Genomic DNA, 22931 nt, shown 5'->3' on the forward strand with positions numbered 1-22931 from the left:
TTTCGGAGCGGTCGACAGTCGAAGAAGATCTACGCGTAGCGTTCGAGTTCCGGCCGGTCGAGGGATTCGAAGACGTCCTGTGCGACCTCATCGAGGAACGAATCGCCCTCGGCGGTGGTCCGTCGACCCTCGCCCTGTGCGGTCTGGAGCAGGTCCTCGTCTTCGAGCTGGATCAGAACCTCGCGGATGATCTTTTTCGAACCCGAGACGTGGTTGGCCGGCGCAACCGAATACCGGTTGGAGCCGTCCTTGGTACCGCCGTACTCAGTAGCGAGTCGCTCGACACCGATTGGACCGTTCATCGCGACCTTCCGGAGGAGGCTGGCACCGCGTGTCTCCCAGAAGTCTTCCTGCTGTGGTGGCAGTTCGCGGTCTTGGCCGGTTTTCGTAAACTCGACCCAGTCAGGCGCTTCGAGGCGGTCGGCGAGCCGGTCGGCGAGTTCGTCGATGAACTCCTCGGCCGGGACGTCGTAGAGAGTTACCATGAGAGCGTATTCCGGATTGCCGCGTTTAAAGCCATCGTATTGCCGACGGACGGCGTATGCGGATCGGTAGCGTCCGAAGGGCTACGAGTCACGCTGTCGACGCTGTCTGACTGCGGACTCCGCAAAAACGATGCCGCCGGTCGCGGTCGGCAGCCAAAACGCCACCCCACGGAACAACACGACGCCAGCGACCACCGACGCCGCCGGAAGCGTCGACAGCGGTGTCGCGACGAGCAACCCGACTAACAGCCCCTCGATCCCACCCGCACCGCCCGGCAAGGGTAGGGCCGCCGCCACGGATCCAATCGGGACCACGACGAGCGCAGCCGCGAACGAGATCGGCGCGCCGATAGCTTCGAACGCGGCCCAGAGCGCAGCGATCTGACACAGCCACCCAACTGCGGAGTAGCCGAAGACAACAGTCAGTGTCCGTCGACTCCCGGCAATCAGTTCGAGATCAGCAACAAACCCCTCAATGCGGGCGGTCAATTTGGCCCGACTCGGCGGCGTTAATCGTGGCATAACGCTCCCAATCGGGCGAGCAATATGGGAGAGACCGGCAGCGAGACGAGCCGCAAGCCCGCTCCGTCGACGCCAGCCCGCCACACCGAGCAATGAGCCGACGACGGTGGCCACCACAGCAGCCACGGCAACAATAGTAAGCTGGTGGCTAAGCGAGCTGTCAACCGCGATCCAGCCGAGGCCCACCAGTCCAAACCCAACAGATGGAAAGACGTTGACCGTGTCGACGGTCGCCATCGCCGCGATTCCTCGCTCGTAAGGGGCTGAAGTTCGGTCGACGATTAACAGTCCCGTCAGCGGCTCCCCACCGGCGTGACCGAACGGCGTGACGTTGTTAGCAAACCCCGCGCCTGCTGACAGTAAGATACCAGTTACCGACGAGGTTGGGGTGTCCAACGCTCTGAGAACGTCTCGAATACCGAACCCCCATGCGGCAACCCAGCCACAGATCAGCAGTCCAACGAGCCCAACACCGCGGTTGTCGGCCTGCCGAAGGATCGCCACGACCTCGTCGACGCCAACGAGCCAGCCCAGAACAGCCAACACGACCCCCGCAAGGAGGAATCCGAGTGCTGTCGTTCGGAGCTGGCGGCTATCCATAGCGGGAGCATGAATTGAATCCAAAAGAACACACCGATCAGCTCTCGACGACACTTGCGGTCCAGAGAGTCCGCCAGTAATCAAGGATTATCCAGCGTCATCGAACCAACTCTGTCGGTATGAGGGTCTTAACTATACGTTTGATCTTGCCTGCGCGTGTCGACTGTCGATCACAATGGGTACGATGTTCCTAACGAAAACCGTCGACTGTGTAGGGCCACATCATGGCTCCTGCTATCGTTCATTTCACTGCTGGGTTCGTGACTGTGCTCATGATCCTCTGGCTACTACCGATCACCCGCTATCGTCTCACAGGCGCGTTTCTGGGTGGGGTCTGGGCGCTCCTCCCGGATATGCGTAAAATCGTCGACGGAGATCTGGCAGCAAATCTCGAGGCGCTTCATGATAGCGGAGTCGCCGACCTGTTCTTTTTTCATCATATGCTTGATCAGCCGTTTGTTCGAGAGAACTTTATCGTATTCGTGTTCCTCTCGCTTGCGGCACTCGGTGTTTCGTTCCTGCTGTACGACTGGCGGTTCGGCCAACGTACACCCCCCGTGCGGCTGTTTGGCTCATCGACCGACCCGTCGCGGACGAAATCCGAGTAACTCCCGTCGGATCAGTCGACAGTATGCGTTGTGGTAGCGTACCTCTTTCGAAATTCGGAAAATCGCTACGGATCTCGCAATTTATCGTCGGCCTTATTACGATGAGCGTACTTCGCCCGTGTAATGAGTACTGAGAGCAGTTCGGGGAGCTCGCAGGAAGACCGTACAATCCTGCTCATCGGCAGTGGACCGATCCAGATCGGCCAAGCCGCTGAGTTCGACTACTCGGGCGCACAGGCCTGCCGAGCACTCCAAGAGGAGGGCGCGCGGGTCGTGTTGGTCAACTCCAACCCGGCGACGATCATGACCGACCCCGAGATGGCCGACGAGGTCTACATCGAGCCGATCACGACCGAAGCCATCGCCGACATCATCGAACAGGAGCGACCGGACGGCGTCATCGCCGGCCTCGGTGGCCAGACCGGCCTCAACGTCACCGCCGAACTCGCCGAGGAGGGCGTTCTCGAAGAGTTCGACGTCGAGATCATGGGGACGCCGCTGGACACCATCTACGCAACAGAGGACCGCGACCTGTTCCGTCAGCGGATGCAGAACATCGGCCAGCCGGTTGCGAAATCCGTAACGCTCTCGCTTGACGAAGGCGAATCCGTCACTGATTTCGATTCGGGCGCGCTCCGCGACCGCGTCGAACAGGCCGTCGACGACGTTGGTGGCCTGCCTGTCATCGCCCGAACAACCTACACGCTGGGTGGCTCCGGCTCCGGTATCGTCGACGAGATGGACGAACTCGTCGAGCGCGTCCGCAAAGGGCTCCGCCTCTCGCGCAACAGCGAAGTGCTCGTCACCGAGTCCATCGCTGGCTGGGTCGAACTCGAATACGAGGTGATGCGCGACGCCGACGATTCCTGTATCATCATCTGTAATATGGAGAACATCGACCCGATGGGGATCCACACCGGCGAGTCGACGGTCGTCACCCCCTCGCAGGTCATCCCCGACGATGGCCACCAGGATATGCGCACGGCGGCACTCGATGTCATTCGAGAGTTGGGCATTCAGGGCGGCTGTAACATCCAGTTCGCGTGGCGGGACGACGGTTCGACCGGCGGCGAGTACCGCGTTGTCGAGGTCAACCCGCGTGTCTCCCGCTCGTCGGCACTGGCCTCGAAGGCCACCGGCTACCCGATTGCCCGTGTCACCGCGAAGGTCGCACTCGGCAAACGCTTGCATGAGATCTCAAACGAGATTACCGGCGAGACGACCGCCGCCTTCGAGCCAGCCATCGACTACATCGTGACGAAAGTCCCACGCTGGCCGATAGACAAGTTCGACGATGTCGACTTCGAACTCGGCACGGCAATGAAATCCACCGGAGAGGCGATGGCCATCGGTTCGACCTTCGAGGAGTCGCTCCTGAAGGCACTCCGGTCGTCGGAGTACGACCCCGCCGCCGACTGGGACGAGATCGACGACGAGACCCTAGAGTCTGAATACATCGAGAAACCGACGCCGGACCGTCCGTACGCCATGTTCGAGGCCTTCGACCGCGGCTACACGGTCGACGAGATCATCGAACTCACGGGGATCAAAGAGTGGTACGTCGAGCGGTTCAGCCGCGTGGCTGAGTCGGTGACCGCGGCCCAGAACGGCGACTTCACCCCGGCCGCGGTCGCCGGTCACACGAACGCCGAAATCGCTGCCGTCGCCGGTGGCGGCACCGATGTCGGCACTGTCGAACAAGAGGTTCCCGGCCGCAACTACAAACAGGTCGACACCTGTGCGGGCGAGTTCGCTGCCGAAACCCCGTACTACTACTCCGCACGTCTGCCGGAGTTCCAGAAAGGCCCGCTTCTCGGCGACGCCGCTGCGGGTGAACTGCGTGTCGACAAAGAGGTCGACAGCGTGGTCGTCGTTGGCGGCGGTCCGATCCGAATCGGACAGGGAGTCGAGTTCGACTACTGTTCGGTCCACGCGATTCAGGCACTGCGTGACCTAGATATCGAGGCCCACGTCGTCAACAACAACCCCGAAACCGTCTCTACTGATTACGATACCTCCGACGGACTCTTCTTCGATCCGATTTCGGCCGAAGAGGTCGCCGACGTGATCGAAGCCACCGGCGCAAACGGTGTGATGGTTCAGTTCGGCGGCCAGACATCGGTCAACATCGGCGAGCCGCTCCAGACCGAAATCGACCGCCGTGGACTCGACTGTGAGGTGCTGGGGACGACCGTCGAGGCGATGGACCTCGCCGAGGACCGCGACCGGTTCAACGCCCTCATGGATGAGCTAGGCATCGCCCAGCCAGAGGGTGGCACCGCGACCTCGAAAACTGAAGCACTGGAACTCGCCCACGAGATCGGCTACCCCGTTCTCGTGCGTCCGAGCTACGTGCTGGGTGGCCGTGCGATGCGTGTCGTCCACGACGATCAGGAGCTCGAACACTACATCGAGGAGGCCGTGCGTGTCTCACCGGACAAGCCAATCCTCGTCGACCAGTTCCTCGACGACGCGGTCGAACTGGATGTCGATGCCGTCTCGGATGGCGAAAACGTCCTGATCGGCGGCGTGATGGAACACGTCGAGAGCGCGGGTGTCCACTCCGGCGACTCGGCGTGTATGATCCCGCCGCGCTCGCTGGACGACGCAACGATGGCCCGCGTGCGCGACGTCACCGAAGGCATCGCTGAGGCCCTCGAAACCGTCGGCCTGCTGAACGTCCAGCTTGCGGTGAAAGACGGCGTGGTGTACGTCTTGGAGGCGAACCCACGTTCCTCACGTACGGTTCCGTTCGTCTCGAAGGCCACGGGCGTTCCGATTGCCAAAATCGCCGCCAAGGTGATGACCGGCAAAACGCTCGCCGAACTCGCGGTCGAGGAGCAGATCCCCGAACAGACGAGCGTCAAGGAGGTCGTCCTGCCGTTCGACCGCCTGCAGGGATCCGATCCGCGTCTCGGACCGGAGATGAAATCCACCGGCGAAGTGATGGGCAGTGCCGACACGTTCGGCAAGGCCTACGCCAAAGCCCAAGACGCCACCAACAAATCGATCCCACAGTCGGGTGTCGTCGCAATCGATCTCTCCGATGATGCGTTCCCGGACCCCGATACTGAGGCTGGCGAGGAACTCGTCGATGGGTTCGGCGAGTTCTTCGAATTCTGTGAGGCCGTCGACCTCGTCGATGCCGCCCGCAAAGGTGACGTAGATCTGATCATCTCCCGTGACCGCAACCTGCTTGAGGTCGCCGTCGAGGAGAACCTTACCTACTTCTCGACCGCGGCCAGCGCAAACGCCGCGCTTGAAGCAATCCGCGCGGCTGACGAACCACTCGACGTGGTCTCGATTGCGGACCGTCCGAAACGCATCGCCCAGTGGGGCCGGTAGTCGACGACAACGGTCGCTAACTGACGACGACTGATTTTTCTGTACGTGTTGGTGGTGATTACTCGCGTCGATTATGAGAGGATATCTGAATGGTTCTGGAAGGGTAATATAAAACCAGTCGCTGTAGTCGTTTGTGAAATACGACCGATATTTATAAGCATATTTTTGAGACTGCTTTGTAAGGCAGCTATATTTATAAGTCGACAACTCAGGAGAGTTTGCCGAGTGCTTCGAAGAAATCGGCGACTGGGCCAGCGAGTCGAACCGGTGGTTCGGCCCGCGAGACCGTGATTTCGCATGGGACATCGAGTTCGTGTGGCCGTCGACCATCGCTGACGACCACCACGTGATCGGCGTCCGCAACCGAGATGGTGACCTCGCAGTCGCCAGCCACCACCAGCGGTGGCATTGCCTCCGTGCCACACATCTCGTTGATGATCAGGCCGTTGATCGACGGGTGGACAAGCGGCCCGCTCTCGCTGAGATTGTAGGCTGAACTCCCAGTTGGGGTGGCGATCAGGATACCATCAGCGTGGCCGCTGGTGTAATGTGAGCCGTCGATCTCGACCTCGAACGTTGCGCCGCCGCCGTGGCCGCGCCGCGGGCCGGTGACGACGATCTCGTTGACTGCGGGGACGCTTTCCCACTCCTCGAAGCTGGCAGTGAGCCGTGGGGCCTCCCGGACCTCCTGTCTCCCCTCGCGGAGCGACTCAACCTCCTCGCGGACGGCCTCAATGGCCTCGTCGGGCCTGACGGCATTTAAAAAGCCGACTTCGCCGAGGTTGACGCCCAGAATCGGCGTACCGCCAGCCCCGCGGGCGGCGAACAGAAACGTGCCGTCGCCACCGATGCTGACCACGAGATCACACTCCGCAAAGCTGTCGACGTCCGCGCCAGCCGCGGGCGCGTCGACCGTGCTGGCGGTCGCCTCGTCGAGCCGACAGTCGACGCCCGCCGCACCGAGTGTGGCTCTGATCTCGGCAGCTAGTGCTGTTGCCCGGCTGTTGCCCCGCTGTGCGACGATTCCGACCTCCATGCACGCCGATTGAGAGCCGAGGGCAAAAGCCCTCCGTCACCGTTTCGACGGGAACATTCATACTTACGGATATTCTTGAGTCGGTATGAATCATCAACCACTGCGATGGACGGTCGCATCCCGCGAGATGCGAGTTCGCAGTCAGGTGGGTGAGAGCCGATGAGTGGCGACTGGTTCGAGGAGGCCATCAGCGAACTCGACGAGGAGGAGTTGGACGACGAGGATCTCAAAGCGTTAGAAGAAAACGGTGAGATCGAGGATCTCGACAGCGATAGCGAGACCGAAGATTCTGAGGACGACACCGAAACAGCCGACTCAGACGTTGACACACCAGCAGCGCCGGATGACGAGCCGGCGGCTGCAGAGGCGACTGACGACGAGTCAGCAGCCGATGTGTTCGGGTTCTCGGCTGATGAGCCCGATGAGGCCGATGCCGCCGGGGATGAAACCGAGGCAACGCACGAGTCGACTGACGAGTTCGGATTCGGTGCCGACGATCCCGAACTGGAAGTAAACGAGGTCGACGGGAGCAACGACACGGTCGACCAACAGGAACCGACTGAACCGACCGATGACCCAGTCGACACGGCCGACGGAGAAGCCACCAGCAGTGCCGACGAGTTCGACGCTGACAGTACGGACGAACAGCCGTCTGTACCCCCATCCGAGACTGACGATAACAGTACGGATGACGCAGGCATCGATCAGACGGAGACAGACACAGTGGCGTCGGATGCTGTCGACGCCGGCGAGCAGGCTGGGCCATCGACGGCCCAATCCCCCGAGGAGTTCGGCTTCAGTATCGAAGATGAAGGCGACGAGACGGCCACCTCAACCGACCCACCACCAGATACCAACGAGGCGTCGACGCCGGAGCCTGATTCGGAGCCATCGGACGATCCGTTCGGCTTCGGCAACAGTGGCGGCGGAAGTAGCGGTGGTAGCGGTGGTGGCGGGATGGGAGACTCTGATGACGACGATTTCGGCTTCGGTGGGTTCAGCGGCGGCGGTGGCGGTGGCGGTGGTGGCGGCGCACCGAGCCCATCGAGCCCCGAGGATTTCGACGAGGAGAATTTCGAATCTGATATCGACCGGATCGATCTCGGGATCAAGGGACTCGACGAGATGATCCTCGGCGGCGTCCCCGAGCGGTCGCTGATCGGTATCATCGGTGGGGCCGGGACCGGGAAAACCACCTTCGCCCTCCAGTTTTTGAACGAAGCCCTCGAAAACGGCGAGCGCGCGGTCTTCATCACGCTCGAACAGACCGAAGAGGCCGTGTTGTCGACCGCCGAGGAGAAGGGGTGGCCGTTCCGGGAGTACGCCGACGACAACCAACTCGCAGTCGTCGTCCTCGACCCAGTCGAGATGGCAAACAGTCTGGCAACGATTCGGAGCGATATCTCGCGGTTGATCCGCGAGTTCGGTGCCTCGCGGCTCGTGCTGGACTCCGTATCCCTGCTTGAGATGATGTACGACCATCCAGCCAAGCGACGGAGCGAAGTGTTCGACTTCACGCGCTCGCTCAAAGACGCCGGGGTGACGACACTGCTGACCTCCGAGGCCAGCGAGGACTCCTCGCATGCCTCTCGCTACGGCGCGGTCGAATACCTCACGGATGCCTTCTTCGTCCTGCGGTACGTCCGGACCTCGAACTTCGAGGAAACCCGGCTGGCCATCGAGATCCAGAAGATCCGGGATGCAAACCACTCCCGAGCGACGAAACCCTACGACCTCACCGACGAGGGGATGAGCGTCCACCGACAGGCCAACATCTTCTGACCGCCAAGAGTTCACAACTCGGTCTGACCGGTGTTATTTCACCACTCGTTGCGATAGACGCGTATGGAGCTATTCGATGACAGCATTGTCCCCGAGCACGCACGGGAACGGAAACAGGCGGCTCGGGCGTTTGCGGCCGACGAGATTAGCCCGGTTGCGGCCGACTACCACGCCTCCGGCGACTATCCGTGGGACGTCCTAGAGGCTGCAATGGACGAGGGGTTTGTCGCCCAAGAGATCAGCGAGGAGTACGGCGGCGAGGGGTACGACCTCTATCAGCTGTTGGCAACTGCCGAGGAATTTTTCCGAGCCGACGCTGGCATTGCGCTGACTCTCCAACTGGCCGGGTTCGGCTGTGAGATGATCGAACGCTACGGCTCCGAGTCACAGAAAGAAGCCTACCTCCGGCCTATCGCAGCCAATGATCAGATCTCTGGATTGGCGGTTTCCGAACCGCAGACAGGATCGGATCTCGCCGGAATGTCGACTGAAGCGACAAAAGTAGACGGTGGCTACCGACTCAACGGTGAGAAGTACTGGGTCGGTAACGCCGTCGAGGCCGACTGGCTCACCCTCTATGCAAAAACGGGTGACCGGGAAGACCGGTACAGTAATTTCTCTATTTTCATAGTCGACACCGACCGCGAGGGATACCATGCCGAACACGTCCCCGAGAAAATCGGCATGCGGGCCTCCAAACAGGGCCACATCGTGTTGGATGATTGTTTCGTCCCCGAGGAAGCCCTCATCGGCACCGAGGGTGGCGGCTTCTACATGCTCACGGAGTTCTTTAATAAAGGCCGAGTGATCGTCGGCGGCCACGGACTGGGTCTGGCGGCGGCGGCCATCGAGGAAGCCGAGGCGTTCGTCCACGAGCGTGAGGCCTTCGGGCGGACGGTCGACGAGTTTCAGGCCGTCCAGCATACGCTGGCGGATATGCGACTCCAGTTCGAATCTGCCCGAGCGCTCACGTGGCGGGCCTGCCGGAAGGTCGTCGAGGGCGAGAACCCGGGCTACTGGGCGGCGCTGGCCAAGACACACGCGACCGAGGCGGCGATCTTCTGTGCCGAACAGGGAATGCAGCTTCACGGCGGGCGGTCGATCTTTGCGGATCGACGCATCTCGCGGGTCTATCGTGACGTGCGGATTCCGGCCATCTATGAAGGGGCCAACGAGATCCAGCGAAACCTGATCTACCGCCATCGACCGTAGCGTCGACGGATCGAACGCTTGTTTAAACCGAGACGTCGGCGACGTTCTGTTTGAGTCGGGTCGTGAGCACGAGCAGGAACGTAATGAACATGATCGTCAGCACGATACTAATGGACTCGACGAGGGCGGACTGAACCCCGACGAGGACGCCGACCTCGACCGCGCTCGCAGCGCCTGCGCTGAGGAGGATGGCGATAATGTAGGTCAACATCGTATCGAGGACCGTTCGGCTCGACATTGCGGCTCCTTTGATCCGTGCCGCAAACGAGACGCCATACAGCGTAAAGCCAATACTCGCGGCCAGCTGGACGACAAGGGTCACGCTATTCAATCCAAGCAGGATGATGATCATGAACTGGATGAAGGCGATGAACAGAAACCCCGCCTCGATCCAGCGGATACTCTCGATTGAGATCGGCATCGAGACCCCCCTGTCTTCGGTCTGCTGTGGCGATTCGAAGTACAGTTCCCGCATCGCCAGCGCGAAAAAGATAATAACGAACAGCTGGCAGAGCCGCCGGATCGAACCGACGAAGCCGGCGCTGGCCGGAACGATATCCGCCGCCGCGATTACCTCGGCAGTGCCTGTCACGGCGTACAACGCGCCGACGATCCCAGCCAGAATGACGTACTCCCACATCTCCGAGTTGATCGTCCGCCGGTTGGAGTTCTGCATCGTGTAATAGGTCAAACTGATCGAGGCAACGAACAGCAGCATATAGGCCGTCAGCCGAGTGACGATCACAGTCCCTTCCGGATTCTCCAACAGTGTCATATTGCCCCCCCGCTGAGTGCCTGTCTGAGTTCGGTCCGGAAATCCTGTACCGTGTTGTAGCGGTAGAGTTTGGACTTCCGGAAACATTTCGCGAGCACCGTGTCGACGCCATCCGAAAGCTCGTCGGTAAACTGGCTGGCCGGCGGTGGCTGTTCTTCGACGACCTTCTGCAGCACGACTCCCGGCTGGCCGTCGAACGGCAACCGCCCGGTAAGGAGTTCGTAGACAATTAGCCCCAGATGGTAGATATCGGTCGAGGCGTCGACGCCACCGAACTGGTCGGGCTTGACCTGCTCGGGGGCCGCATACATCGGCGGCACTCCCATCGGCAGCGCCGACAGCTGACAGAGCAACTGCGAGATACCCCAGTTGCTAATCTTGGGATAGGGCCAGACGTTGCCATCGTAGGTCCGGCTGAAGATCACGTTCCGTGGCGTCAGCCCGCCGTGGATCACACCCGAGCCGTGGGCATGACAGACGGCGTCGACGATGCGGTCGATGATCCAGCGAGCCTCTCGATCCGACAGTGAGCCGAGACGGTCGCTGAGCCGTTGGCCCTCCTGATACTCGACGACGAACCACGGCTTTGGGATCGTGCCGTGGGCGACAACCGGCACGATGGCGTCGTGATCGTCGACTGACTGCCACTCGTTGAGTGTCTCGGTGAACTCAGTGTCGAACTCAGCGGGGGCGCGGTGTTGAATCTGGGTGAGCAGCGCGGAGTGCGTTCTCTCTCTGTCCGAGTACCGGACCAACCAGAGGTCGACGTGACTCCCCGAGCCGCGGGATTTGATCGGGTCGAACGCCTCACGTCTGGCCTCGACCGGCGGCGGGGTCGGCGGTGGCTCAGTTGGAGGTCGACCGCGCTCCTCGCGGTCTGGGGGCTCCTCGACGGTCTCATCGTCCTCGGCGGCAGTGCCGAGTCCCTGATACTCGGAGGCCTCACCGGTGAGCGTCGTCACCGACCCCGAGAGTTCGCGGTCACGGATCGACGCGATCAGCTGTTTGTTGTGGACGTCGTCCCGGAGATCGAGATCCTCGATAGCGTCTCTGACGAGCTCTGGATACTCCGCGGCGATGTAACCCAGTGCACGAATAATGTCCTCGTGAACCGACTCCGGCTCGCTTTCGAGCAGTGAGGCGAGTGCACGAACGGAGCCAGTCACGGCCTCGGGGTTGGCCGACACGACGAGACCAAGTGCCCACGACGCCGAGAGCCGGACTGTCTTGTCCGTACTCTCGAAGAGATGGAGAATCCGGTTCAACTCCTTTGAGTCGAACGTCTCAGGCTCTGTGATCGCCGCGTTTAGGACCGTCTCTGCGGCCCGTTGTTCTGTCCCCGATCCATCCATTATTCTACGTACTTAGTTTTCTACCATATAATTTCTCTGAATAGAGAGCTACAGCCCGTCAGACGGGAGCCAATCCCGACGCCGCCACCGGCCGAATACACCCGCTTTGTATCGGCTGTCGACAGAGAGAAATACCGCGAATTCGGAGAGTAGAGAATTCCTAACCAAAGACTAGTGGCCAACTACCACCGAGGATTTACCCGTCTTGAGAGCCAATGGCACAGTGTGAAAAAAACCGAGCTTGTTCACCTGCATGCACTTTTAGTGCTCCTCTCGGAGCGGGTCGTCGACCAAGGAATCGTCGACCGCTCGTATTTCGAGCCCTACGCTGAGCTCGACGTCACGCCGGTTTCCTTTCGGGCGCGCCGCGACCGCCACGAGGAGGCCGTGCTCCTGTTGGCGGCACTGCTGGCGGCGGCAGTGAGCGACGAGTATGAGCCACCACCAGATGTCGAGACCATCCGCACCGAATCGGATTCGACGCCGTCGTCTCACTCTTCGGCACCGTCGTCGTAGCCGGTCATCTCCCCCGAAGTGGTCGGTTACCCCCACGTCCATTTCGAATCGAGGACGAACCGATAGATACCACTGATAACGATAGCAACCCCGTTGCCCACCAAGACGATGGCAACCCCGTCTTCAGCCAAGTATGGAATCAAAAGCCATTCGACGAGTACGTAGAGGATTCCGAGCTGGATCGGGATCGCCGAGCCACGGACGAGGTTTGTTTTTAAAAGGCCGATCAGATACGCGACCGTACCGGTATTTTGGGACTGCTCAAACGTCCACGCGTTGTTGAGAATATAGGAGAGAATGATCGTCAGTTCGATAGCGATCAAGGCTCCCAAGAGGTAGTTCAGATCGCCCCAATCGAGAAACAGCCACAACAAGAACTGTTGGACACCAGCGGTGAGCGCGCCGACGATAACGAACCGCCGTAGGAGTGTGACAAGTGGACCATGGGTGAGATTCCGCAGAAAGGATCTGAACATCTATTTGTAGCCAAGGGCTTCGAGGCGGGCGTTGAGGTCCTCGTCGACAGCGTCGTCGGCCGCAGCCGTCGCTGTCGACTGGTCGCTGGCCAACAGCGTGAGATGCTCCTCGACGCGCTCGCTGAATCGGTCGATCACGGCCTGTTGCTCTGTGGTCGGGTCGGCCGCGAGATCAGTCTGTTGGGTCGGGTCCGAGGGTCGGTCGTAGAGTTCGACCTTGCCGGTGTCGACGTTCTCGATGTATGTCCAGTCGCGGTCACGGACACTCACGAGGAGCTCTCCATCCGACAGCGACCGCGGGATCGGCTGGGAGGTGACCTCCTCGCCACGGACAGTCACCGAGACAATCGGCTCGTCGACCGGATTTTGGCCGGAGGTGACCGCCGAGACGAGCGAGTGACCCACCCAGTCGGGGTGAGGGTCGACGCCGAGCAGATCGGCCACCGTCGGCGGGATATCGGCCAGACTCACCTGTGGGTCGACACAGCGTGGGTCCTCGCCGGGCACGTCGATAATAAAGGGGACGTGAATCAGTTCGTCATACAGTTTGGGGTAGTGGGCGAGATGGCCGTGTTCCTGAAATTCCTCGCCGTGGTCGCCAGCGATGATGATCGCGGTGTCGTCGGCCAGTCCGTTTGCTTCGAGGGCGTCGCGCAGTCGACCAATGGAGGCGTCGACCTGTCGGACGGCCGCCTGATACAGCGTTCGAAGTTCAGTGAGCGTCCGCTCGTCGACCTCCAGTCCGAGTCCGGTTCGGGTGTGGGCGTGAAGCATGCGATGGGTCCCAAACAGGTTCGACGAAACCTCCCGGATGTAGCGCGGCGCGGGAACGTACGGCGTGTGGGCATCCATGTAATGGACCCAGCAAAAAAACGGCGAATCAGCGTCTTCGAGGAATGACGTGGCGGCATGTTCGACATCGAACATTCGGGAGGTGTCGAGAAACGGCCGGTCGTCGGAGTTCCCGCGGAGCCACGACCCCGCCCGGCGGAGCGGGGAGGTGGCCAACTGAATCCAAGCCTCGACGGTCGGATGGGTGGCGAGATACTTACTATAGATACTCGACCCCACGCTGGCGACAAAGGGCTCGAACTCGTCGAAGCCAGCGTCGTACCCCCAGTGAGAGGTCAGAAATCCATTGGCGGCGTTGAAGCCACCGGTCGAGATGTCTGCTTCCGAAAGCACCGAGGCGAGTGCGCGTGACTCGGTGATCCCGACCCGGTCGGAATCCGCAAACACCGGCCGCGAAGAGAGAATCGACGGAAAGGAAAATGGCGTCCAGTTGCCGTTCGCAAACGCTCGCTCGAAGCGGGTTCCCGACTCGGCGAGCGAATCCATCACCGGCGTGAGTCGACTCTCGTCATATGCGCCGACAGCATCCGCTCGGAGCGAGTCGACCGTAATAAGAACAACATTTGACACGTCTCTAGAACGATCCATGATTGGTTGTGAGTGTACTGAATAGAGATGTGACTCCGCTTGATATTTTCGGTTAGTCGCTTATATTTGGACAGAAAGTTCCCATTTGTTCACATATTGGACCCCACGTCGTCGCTATCGGCGTGGCTACTGGAGTCGGTCGACCAGCTCGCGGAGCGTTTCGAGGTCATACTGGCCGGGCGCGGTCGCCCCCTCGGGGTCGACTGGCGCGTAGCCGATTGCCGAGCCGTAGACCGGCGCAACTGCTCGGGTATGCTGACCCGCTGTACCCATCGCCATCGTGGCAACGGTCTGTCCCGCCTCGACCGCACTGTGTGTCGCCGACAGCACGGCGAGAGCGTCGCTCCGGTCAGTAGCGGTCACGGCGAGTTTGCCGACATCACCTTCGTTGCTTGCGTGAGCTAAGAGATCGATCATCCCGTCGACCGATGGCGTCGACTCGAAGTCGTGGACCGAGGCGATGACACTAACGCCAGCCTCGCGGGCGGTCGTTCGGAGTTCGCGTGCCTGATCGGTTGCCGCTTCGGAGACGCTGCCGTCGAGTGCACCGAGTTCGAGGTCGACCGCTGCCACCGCCTCGTGATCGAGTGCCGAATTGAGGGTGTCGAGTCGACTGGCTTCGTCGTCGGCCTCGCCGCCCTCCCATGCAGCGCGATTGGTGACGATCAGCGGGAGGTCGCCGCTGTAGGCGTCGATTTGGGTGAGTGAATCAGTGGCGAGATCCAGCCGGAACTCCACGGCATCTGCATGATCGCGGGCCGCAGGCTCCGCCGAGAGGTCGTCGGTCGCCGCCGCAAGCACGAACGAGTCGAAATCGAGGCTGGTCATAGTGGGCGATTCTCGGCGACCCGCAAAACAGCACCGTTCGGCCCTGCTGGCTCTCGGTGTCTCGCAGCTATCCGCGTCGGTCGACAATACGGTCGACAATCGACCCGGTTGAGAGCAGTTCGTCGGGATACTGCTGGTCGCGGGCACTCGCGCGCTCGACCCGGCAGTCGATCCCCCGGTCGGCCAATGCTGCTCGAATACCGTCGGCGTCATGATGTTGGTCGTAGCCGAGAACGATCACGTCGGGTTGGATCTCCTCAATCGGGACGAAAATGTCATCGGGATGGCCCAGTCGGGCGACGTCGACGACCGCCAAGGCCTGAACCATGTCGAGTCGTTGGCGATCCGAAAGGATCGGCGGTGCTTTGTGCGTCACGTTGTCTGAGCGGGCGACGATGACGTGGAGTTCGTCGCCATAGGTCGCGGCATCCTCGAGATAGTGGACGTGGCCCGGATGCAGGATGTCGAACGTGCCTTGGGCGACCGCACGCGTTGGTCGAGTCATGAGAGTTCCTCGTCGATGTCTTCCTGGGTGAAATCAAAGAAGGTCTCCTCGGGGAGATCAACGTCGAGAACATCAATCGAGCGGGGGTCGCCGTTGCTGTCGAAGACGCGCCAGTCGCCCCAGTCGTAGGGCGCGCCGATGATGATGTGGACATCGCCCTTGTGGAAGGTGCCGAGATCCGCGTTGCTCGGTCGGAGGACGCCGTTTGGGTGCGAATGGACCGAGCCGACGGCCTTGATGTCGTTGGGGACCATGTTGGTCTGGACGGTCGCGCTCATCGGGTCCGATTTCGTGCCGGGGATCACGAGCACGTCGGTGATGACCTGGCCCTCTTTTTCGAGACCGAGTTTGCGGGCATCTTCGGCCCGCAGGAAGCCCATGTACTCGTTGGGATGGGTTTCCTCGGAGGCTTCGAGCGCGAACTCTAGGGTGTCGCGGGCGATGCCGAGAATCTCGCTCGATCTGAAGAGCCGCATTGTCGGTGTTCGGGTGGGCGACCATCTAAGGTTTCCGAACTGTCGACTCAGCCGAGTTCCGAACGGTCGACTCCCCCACTCGGCTGGCGGCACGAGATAATAAGCTTAACACGTGGGTCACGCATACGGGTCTGTATGACAGACGATACCGCCGGGGAGTCCGGCGAGCGGGATGATTCGCGTCCCGTTGTCTTCGACCTCGCGCCTGACTGCACACTTGCAGACATCGAGCAGGGTGCGAACTATCACGCCGTCGTCAACGGTGTTGTTGCCTACGGCGTTTTCGTTGACATCTCCGACTCCGTCTCCGGCCTCGTTCACGAATCGAATCTCGACCACGACTACAGCGTCGGCGACCGCCTCGTCGTCGAACTCGAAGAGCTCAAAGAAAACGGTGACGTCGCCTTTGACGTCCCTGACATCGACAACTACCGAACCGAGGTCGTCGACCACGAACCCGACATTACGCCAATCGGTGACCTCCAGACCGGCAGCGAGTCGACCATCGAAGGCTCTGTCGTCCAGATCAAACAGACCGGCGGGCCGACGATCTTCCACATCAACGACGGCACCGGCATCGTCAGCGCCGCCGCCTTCGAGGCCGCCGGCGTCCGGGCCTACCCGGAGGCCGAAATCGACGACATGGTTCGGGTCAGCGGCAGTGTCGAAACCCACCAAGACGTCCAGCAGATCGAAGTCGACTCGCTTGCAGTCCTCGATGGCGAGACCGAAGTCGACGCCCAAGCGTCCTTGCAGTCGGAACTCGACGAGCGGTCGGCCGCCGCCGACATCGAGCCGCTGATCGAGTGGCCCGCTTTCGAGCCTATTTTCGAGGAACTCAAGGACGTCGCCCAACTGCTTCGGGAGACCGTCCTTGAGGGTCGACCACTGCGCGTCCGCCACCACGCCGACGGTGACGGCATGTGTGCGGCCGCACCGGTCCAGTTGGCACTCGAAAACCTGATCGCCGACGTTCACGGCGACCCGGAGGCCCCACGCCACCTGTTCAAACGACTGCCGAGCAAGGCCCCCTACTACGAGATGGAGGACGTCACTCGTGACCTGAACTTCGCCCTCGAAGGACAGGAGCGACACGGCCAGAAGCTTCCATTCCTCCTCATGCTCGACAACGGGTCGACTGAGGAGGACGTGCCTGCCTATCAGAACCTCGCTCACTACGATATCCCAATCGCAGTGATCGACCACCACCATCCGGATCCCGAGGCCGTCGAGCCGCTCCTCGATGCCCACGTCAACCCGTATCTGTACGGTGAGGACTACCGCATCACCACCGGGATGATGTGTGTCGAACTCGCTCGCCTGATCGATCCCTCGATCAGCGAGGATCTCGAACACGTGCCGGCGGTTGCGGGGCTTTCGGATCGCTCGAAAGCCGATGTGATGGCCGACTACGTCGACCTCGCAAACGAGGCCGGCTACGACCGCTCGCACCTCGAAGACATTGGTGAAGCACTCGACTACGCCGCCCACTGGCTCCGCTACAGCGAGGGCAAAACCCTCGTGACTGATGTCTTGGACGTCGGCTGTGACGACCCAGCGCGCCACGAGCAACTCATCGAGTTCCTCTCGGAGCGCGCCGAGCGGGATATCGACCGCCAACTCGACGCGGTCGAACCCCACGTCGAACACGAGCGACTTGATTCGGATGCGCATCTCTACCGCGTCGACCTCGACAACTTCGCCCACCGATTCACCTACCCTGCGCCGGGCAAGACCACCGGCAATCTCCACGACCGCAAGGTCACTGAGACCGGCGAACCCGTCATCACCATCGGCTACGGGCCGGATTTCGCCGTCCTCCGGAGCGATGGAGTCCGACTCGACATTCCGCGGATGGTCACCGAACTCAACGAGGAGCTCCCCGGTGCCGGTGTCTCCGGCGGCGGTCACCTCGTTGTCGGCTCGATCAAGTTCGTCAAGGGTCGACGTGAGTCCGTCATCGACCTTCTCGTAGAGAAGATGGCCGAAGCCGACCTCGACGAGTCGCTGTCGACGGCCGCGCCCCTCGAATAGTCGCTGACGTTATCTCTTTTCGGCGAAGGTGAGTCGACGGTTCAACACCAACACAACCCCACCAGCGACACCGATAGCGACGACGAGGATGCCGACAGGGAGGTCGTCAGCTCCGCCGCCGGACCAGTCGCCGTCGAACACCGCGGCGTAGTAGTCGGCAACCTCGGCATCTTCGATAGCAAGAGCCACCTCACGGTTGTTGTCGACCGAGTTTTCGTTCCAGTTGATGCTCCCGACAACAGCCGTATCATCAGCAACGATGCCTTTGGCGTGAATCTTGCCGAACCGGCCGTTGCCCGCCGCCAGTCGTACGGTTAACGTCTCGGACTGCCCGGTTCGCTCGCGGAGCGTCGACGCCAATGCCTTGTTTTCCTCTTCGTTGTACCAGCGACTCCCCAACAGAATCCGGACGTCGACGCCGCGGTCGGCCGCCCGAAGCGCGGCCCGAAGCAGTCGAAACTCGCGGTCGCCAATCGACGGCTGGACGATCAACAGTCGGTCGTCGGTGCTGTTTATAAGCTGTATAAGCTCCTCGTCGGCGTTGTCCGGCGCAGTAAGAACGGTGACTGCATCGGCAGTGGCAGTCATCGGCGGCTGGTTTTGTGAGTAGGAGCCGGTTGCGGCCTCCACTTCTGTAGTCTCGGCCGTCGACCGGAACTTGCTCCACGAGACGGTGTCGTTCCACGTCGCATCGTGGGTAAATACCGCCGCCAGTTCGTCGGCCGTTTTCGGTGAGTCGACGGTCACCCCCCAGCCGCGGTTTTCGCGGCCGCCGGTGCCCGAGGGTTTCCAGTTTTCGGTGAGGACGACCGCGCGGTCGTCGACCACCGCGTATTTGGGATGATGATAGCGAAATCGGGCCTGCTCGCCGGTCATCACTTGCACGTCGACACCTGCCTCGGTGAGCCTGTTCAGCCGGTCGGCCTGCTGGGTCGACATCCCACCCACTGGCCCGCCCTCGACGAGTACTCGCACGGTCGTCCCACGCTCATGGGCGGCGATCAGTTCGTCGACTACGCGCTGGGACGTGAGCGTATACGCCGCAAGATACAGTCGCTGGTCGGCTCCCTCGATGGCTGCAAGCGGCGCGTCGGGGCTGTCGGGGAGGACGAACGCCTCGACCGGCGTCGAGTTGATGGTCGCTGGCTCCCGCGGTTGGAACCCATTCGGCAACCAGTGTGACTCGTGGTCGCGGTGCCAGCGCTGGCTCTCGGGGGCATCCTCGTAGCTGACGCGGTCGACAAGTTGGCCATCCCGCCGCAGTTCGAGGCGTTCGCCACCGACCGCGAGTTGGAGATTGGCCGAGGTCTCGACGACCGTCGCGTTCGTGTGAGTGGCCGTCTTGTCCGGGTGGCGAGTGATCGCGAACTCGCCGATTCCGTCGGGGAGACGGGCAGTTCCCTCGCCGTCGGAGAGCGTCCAGTTGCCCGCTTTGTCGATGTCGACTGTTACGAATTCGCCGTGGTTCTGTGGGGTCGTTGGGTTGGGATACAGTTCGACGATTCGGCCATCGGCGGCCTCAGTTGCGGTGTGTGTCGACTGGTGGTTTCCAGTGCTGTGGGCGACAGCCGTGCCGCTCATGATGGCAACACCGACGATGGCGAGCCAGCAGCCGATGACAAGGGCCTGTCGGAACCGTGAGTCGACGGAGATGCGAGGGACCACGGAGAGGGTGGTCCCATATTCCTATAAAAACGTCCGGGCGGATGGACATGGCACTTATTGGTCGGTACAACGTGAAACCAGTATGGTTGAGTTGGTGCTCGTCGTCGCCGTGGTGCTCCTCATTGTCGGGGTCGTCGGCAGTGTCCTGCCACTGGTACCCTCGGGGCTGGTCTCGCTCGCGGGAGTCTGGACATACGTCTTGTTCGGCAGCGAGCCAGTCGGGGTGTTCGTGGTGGTGAGCCTGACGCTGGCGGGGATCGCGGCGGTACTCTTTGATCATTTCGCCGGGCCGATTGCGGCCCGCGCCAGCGGCGCCTCGACCGAAACGATGATCGCGTCGACGATTGGTGGACTGGTGATGCTACTCGTGTTGGGACCGATTGGGATCATCGTCGGCGTCGTCGGCACCGTCTTCCTGCTCGAACTGAGAAACGGTAGCGAGATGGATATCGCCACGAAGCGCGCGCTGTACACCACTGTCGGCGTGCTCGCCTCATCAGTCGTGCAGGTGTTAGTGACGCTGTCGATGCTCGGTGCCTTCGTGCTGTTCGTGGTCGTCTTCTGACTCACTATCCCAAAAGAATATATCGGAGTCACCTGTCGAAACCAGTATGAAACGACGACTGTATGCCGGACTGGTAGGTATGACGATGCTATCGGGCTGTTCGGCGATTACGGGTGGTGATTTCTCGAACGACGAAGTCGGCCAGACCTACAGTACCGACGATAGTATTGATCTGACGCTCGATCAGGTCGAGACACAACAAGGCGGGCGAGTCTGGTTTGGCGAGGAGAGTCCGATCACTGGTCAGAGCGACAGGATTCAGTTCGTCCTGCTGCATCTCGTCGCAACGAACACGACTGAGTCGGCGATAGCGATGCCGTCGGCCGACGATTTCTCGCTGATGGTCGGTGATTCCCAACACGATCCGCTGCAGGTGAAGTATGCCGAACTCATCGACGGTATCGAATCGCCGCTGACCGACCCGGTTTCGGGACCCCTATTTCCGCCAGGCGACGAAATCGGCCCCGACGAGGAACTCGCTGGCTGGTTCGTCTTTACGATCCCAACGAATGCGTCGACGGTAGTGTTGGAGCTCCGACGGAACGACGACATCGAACTCGACTGGTCAGTTACCCTGTGAGATCGTGCTCGACCAAGTGGATGCTGGTCGACGATCTGTAGCGAACTCGGTGTCGGTGCTGATCGCTGATCAGTAGGTAGCGATACAGACAGTCGTCGACATGTGGGTATACGCCTGCACAGGTCAGCTATTCACACAGGGCCAGCAGTCAGAAACAAAGCTATTCAGCAGCTGTTTGTGAGCCCTAACCGACACACACGTATGGAACTATCGGCTACTCAAGGGCCGGAAACGCGGAGCGAAATCACCCACCTCGTCGAGACGGTTATCGAGCAACTCCCGGAGATCAAGACCATACTGGCGAGAGAGCGCGGGACCAGTGGGAAAACAAATCCCAGTGGCGATACCCAGAAAGTCGCTGACGACAAGATCGACGAGCTCCTCTTCGATGCGATGGTCGACCTCGACGGCTTCGGAGAGTTCCTCAGCGAAGAACGCGAAGAGATCGAACAGATCGGCTCGGGGCTCTCGATTGCGACCGACCCGCTCGATGGCTCCTCGAACATCCAAACGAACACCACCGTCGGGACGATCATCGGCGTCTACGACGCCCCGTTGCCCGCTGTCGGACGTGATCTAATTGCGAGCGTTTTCGTGGTGTTCGGGCCACTGACGACGGTTGGGGTTGCGGCCAACGACGAACTCGTCGAGTACATCATTCAGGACGGCGAGATCATCGAGGCAGAACAACTCACGATGCCTGCGGAGGATGGCATCTGGAGCTTTTCGGGACAGCCGACCGAGTGGACGCCCGCACTGCGATCCTACAAGGAGGCACTGAGCGAACGATACAAACTCCGGTACACCGGGGCGATGATTGCCGACGTCAGGATGCTGCTTTCGTACGGTGGCCTGCTTGGCTACCCGGCACGGTCGACCAAGCCCGATGGGGTGCTCCGACTCCAGTACGAATCGAACCCGATTGCCTACGCCGTCGAGTGTGCCGGCGGCGCTGGGTCGACCGGCAGCCAGCGAATCCTCGATCTCGAACCCGAGGGACGCCACCAGCGCGTGCCGACCTACTTCGGCACCGAGTCGCTCATCGACGAACTCGAAGATCGACTCGCAGCCGACGCGTGAACGCGGCTGGATTCGTTGTTACTGCTCATAGGTAGTGATCTCGACCTGCGCCGTGAGATCGTCGAGATCGTCGACCGCTGGGAGTTTGGTGCCCGGAACAGTCACCATCCGGGAGGCGACAGCGACCCCACGCTGGAGGGCTCTACGGGCGTCGTTGCCACGGGCGAGTTCGAGCAGGACACCCGAGACCATCGCATCACCCGCACCGACGGTGTCGACGACATCGACTGCGAGCGCCTCAGCGTGAAGCGTTTCGTCCGCGCCAACCAGCAGCGCGCCCTCGCTACCGAGAGAGGTCACGACGCGGTCGAAGCCGGTCGACCGGAGCTGGTGGGCGGCCGCGATACAGTCATCGAGTGAGTCGATACTCTGCCCCGTGGCGGCTTCGAGTTCGGGCCGGTTCGGTTTACAGAGCGCGTAGTCGGCGTCGAGTTGGGCGAGACGCTCGCCGCCAACGTCGGCGACGGTCTCCCACGGTCCAGCCTCGGCAATGCGGTCGATTGCGTGGGAGTCGAGTCCCGGCGGGAGGCTCCCCGCCACCAGCACCATCGAGGGGTCGTGTTCGATGAGGATCTCGATAACAGCAGCAATCGCTCCGGCGTCGACCGTCGGTCCGGTGTGGTTAATTTTATACTCTACCTCGTTTTCGGAGTCGAGAATCGTCGTGTTGAGTCGTGTTTGCCCATCGATGTCGACGAACTCGAAATCAAGGCCCTCAGCTCGCAGCGCCCGTGTGATGTAGTCGCCAAGGAAGTCGCCGACGAGACCGGTCGCCAGCGTCTCAGCGCCGAGGGCCGAGAGGTTCTGGGAGACGTTGATGCCTTTCCCGCCGGCATCGAACTGCGCGGTGTCGGTTCGGGCGACAGTATCGGGGGCTGGCAGCGATTCGACTTGGATCGTGTGGTCGACGGCTGGGTTGAGTGTAACGGTGAGTATCATTGGTCAGACCTCGTAACGACCTCGACGATCCCTCGTTGCCGTGCTTCAGGGACCATGGGCGACTCAGTAGAGACTGTTCTCGTGGCTCCCAAATAGTGGTACTGAAAAAT

The 22931-nt window shown here is 61.2% G+C and carries 21 protein-coding genes; 9 read left to right on the forward strand and 12 right to left on the reverse strand.

The window, feature by feature from the left end:
- Positions 1–29: 29 nt before the first annotated feature.
- Together HALTADL_RS04835 and HALTADL_RS04840 are read right to left on the reverse strand one after the other, a co-directional pair.
- Positions 30–485: a 30S ribosomal protein S19e gene (locus HALTADL_RS04835; RefSeq protein WP_089673313.1), complete on the reverse strand. Its 456-nt coding sequence runs from the start codon at positions 483–485 to the stop codon at positions 30–32.
- Between the two features lie 81 nt (positions 486–566).
- Positions 567–1607: a lysylphosphatidylglycerol synthase transmembrane domain-containing protein gene (locus tag HALTADL_RS04840; RefSeq protein ID WP_089673314.1), complete on the reverse strand. Its 1041-nt coding sequence runs from the start codon at positions 1605–1607 to the stop codon at positions 567–569.
- A 224-nt stretch (positions 1608–1831) separates the two neighbouring features.
- On the opposite strand from HALTADL_RS04840, the gene HALTADL_RS04845 reads away from it, so the two are divergent.
- Positions 1832–2215: a hypothetical protein gene (locus HALTADL_RS04845; protein WP_089673315.1), complete on the forward strand. Its 384-nt coding sequence runs from the start codon at positions 1832–1834 to the stop codon at positions 2213–2215.
- 123 nt (positions 2216–2338) lie between these two features.
- The gene (gene carB / locus HALTADL_RS04850) at positions 2339–5560 is read left to right on the forward strand and encodes a carbamoyl-phosphate synthase large subunit (RefSeq protein ID WP_089673316.1); all 3222 of its coding nucleotides are present in this window, start codon (positions 2339–2341) and stop codon (positions 5558–5560) included.
- Between the two features lie 208 nt (positions 5561–5768).
- On the opposite strand, the gene HALTADL_RS04855 is transcribed toward carB, so the two are convergent.
- A complete protein-coding gene (locus tag HALTADL_RS04855) occupies positions 5769–6596 on the reverse strand; it encodes an NAD(+)/NADH kinase (RefSeq protein ID WP_089673317.1) in 828 nt (275 codons plus the stop codon).
- A 159-nt stretch (positions 6597–6755) separates the two neighbouring features.
- Between HALTADL_RS04855 and HALTADL_RS04860 the strand changes: the two genes are divergently transcribed.
- Together HALTADL_RS04860 and HALTADL_RS04865 are read left to right on the forward strand one after the other, a co-directional pair.
- Positions 6756–8378 carry a KaiC domain-containing protein gene (locus HALTADL_RS04860; RefSeq protein ID WP_089673318.1) on the forward strand — a complete coding sequence of 541 codons (1623 nt, stop codon included), beginning with the start codon at positions 6756–6758 and terminating at the stop codon, positions 8376–8378.
- Positions 8379–8441: 63 nt separating this feature from the next.
- A complete protein-coding gene (locus HALTADL_RS04865) occupies positions 8442–9590 on the forward strand; it encodes an acyl-CoA dehydrogenase family protein (RefSeq protein WP_089673319.1) in 1149 nt (382 codons plus the stop codon).
- A 22-nt stretch (positions 9591–9612) separates the two neighbouring features.
- On the opposite strand, the gene HALTADL_RS04870 is transcribed toward HALTADL_RS04865, so the two are convergent.
- Together HALTADL_RS04870 and HALTADL_RS04875 are read right to left on the reverse strand one after the other, a co-directional pair.
- A complete protein-coding gene (locus HALTADL_RS04870) occupies positions 9613–10365 on the reverse strand; it encodes a hypothetical protein (protein ID WP_089673320.1) in 753 nt (250 codons plus the stop codon).
- Complete coding sequence (locus HALTADL_RS04875) at positions 10362–11717, reverse strand: protein kinase domain-containing protein (protein ID WP_089673321.1); 1356 nt, start codon at positions 11715–11717, stop codon at positions 10362–10364. The genes HALTADL_RS04870 and HALTADL_RS04875 overlap by 4 nt, the downstream gene beginning before the upstream one ends.
- A gap of 225 nt (positions 11718–11942) precedes the next feature.
- Here HALTADL_RS04875 and HALTADL_RS04880 point away from each other — a divergent pair, with 225 nt between their 5' ends.
- A complete protein-coding gene (locus tag HALTADL_RS04880; protein WP_162551666.1) occupies positions 11943–12233 on the forward strand; it encodes a UPF0058 family protein in 291 nt (96 codons plus the stop codon).
- Positions 12234–12259: 26 nt separating this feature from the next.
- On the opposite strand, the gene HALTADL_RS04885 is transcribed toward HALTADL_RS04880, so the two are convergent.
- The 5 genes from HALTADL_RS04885 to HALTADL_RS04905 form a co-directional block, all read right to left on the reverse strand.
- Complete coding sequence (locus HALTADL_RS04885) at positions 12260–12709, reverse strand: GtrA family protein (RefSeq protein ID WP_089673323.1); 450 nt, start codon at positions 12707–12709, stop codon at positions 12260–12262.
- Positions 12710–14149: a sulfatase-like hydrolase/transferase gene (locus HALTADL_RS04890; protein WP_089673324.1), complete on the reverse strand. Its 1440-nt coding sequence runs from the start codon at positions 14147–14149 to the stop codon at positions 12710–12712.
- Between the two features lie 126 nt (positions 14150–14275).
- Positions 14276–14977 (reverse strand): type I 3-dehydroquinate dehydratase, encoded by a 702-nt coding sequence (locus HALTADL_RS04895; protein WP_089673325.1) that lies wholly within the window; start codon positions 14975–14977, stop codon positions 14276–14278.
- 67 nt (positions 14978–15044) lie between these two features.
- Entirely contained in the window at positions 15045–15482 is a 438-nt protein-coding gene (locus HALTADL_RS04900; RefSeq protein ID WP_089673326.1) for an adenylyltransferase/cytidyltransferase family protein, read from the reverse strand.
- Positions 15479–15958, reverse strand: a complete 480-nt coding sequence (locus HALTADL_RS04905; protein ID WP_089673327.1) for a Mov34/MPN/PAD-1 family protein — start codon at positions 15956–15958, stop codon at positions 15479–15481. The genes HALTADL_RS04900 and HALTADL_RS04905 overlap by 4 nt, the downstream gene beginning before the upstream one ends.
- A 135-nt stretch (positions 15959–16093) precedes the next feature.
- On the opposite strand from HALTADL_RS04905, the gene HALTADL_RS04910 reads away from it, so the two are divergent.
- The gene (locus HALTADL_RS04910; protein ID WP_089673328.1) at positions 16094–17992 is read left to right on the forward strand and encodes a DHH family phosphoesterase; all 1899 of its coding nucleotides are present in this window, start codon (positions 16094–16096) and stop codon (positions 17990–17992) included.
- A gap of 9 nt (positions 17993–18001) precedes the next feature.
- Here the strand turns inward: HALTADL_RS04910 and HALTADL_RS04915 are convergent, their stop codons facing one another.
- Entirely contained in the window at positions 18002–19657 is a 1656-nt protein-coding gene (locus HALTADL_RS04915) for a phospholipase D-like domain-containing protein (protein WP_162551667.1), read from the reverse strand.
- Between the two features lie 82 nt (positions 19658–19739).
- On the opposite strand from HALTADL_RS04915, the gene HALTADL_RS17185 reads away from it, so the two are divergent.
- From HALTADL_RS17185 to HALTADL_RS04930, 3 genes are all read left to right on the forward strand, one after another.
- Positions 19740–20222, forward strand: coding sequence for a DUF456 domain-containing protein (locus tag HALTADL_RS17185; protein WP_162551668.1), 483 nt, complete (start codon positions 19740–19742; stop codon positions 20220–20222).
- Between the two features lie 46 nt (positions 20223–20268).
- A complete protein-coding gene (locus HALTADL_RS04925) occupies positions 20269–20802 on the forward strand; it encodes a hypothetical protein (RefSeq protein ID WP_089673331.1) in 534 nt (177 codons plus the stop codon).
- A gap of 201 nt (positions 20803–21003) precedes the next feature.
- On the forward strand, positions 21004–21882 hold the full coding sequence (locus HALTADL_RS04930) for a class 1 fructose-bisphosphatase (RefSeq protein WP_089673332.1): 879 nt from the start codon (positions 21004–21006) through the stop codon (positions 21880–21882).
- Between the two features lie 18 nt (positions 21883–21900).
- Here the strand turns inward: HALTADL_RS04930 and pfkB are convergent, their stop codons facing one another.
- Complete coding sequence (gene pfkB, locus HALTADL_RS04935) at positions 21901–22821, reverse strand: 1-phosphofructokinase (protein WP_089673333.1); 921 nt, start codon at positions 22819–22821, stop codon at positions 21901–21903.
- Positions 22822–22931 lie beyond the last annotated feature (110 nt).

This window comes from Halohasta litchfieldiae (genome assembly GCF_002788215.1).
GTDB classification, from domain to species: Archaea; Halobacteriota; Halobacteria; order Halobacteriales; family Haloferacaceae; genus Halohasta; species Halohasta litchfieldiae.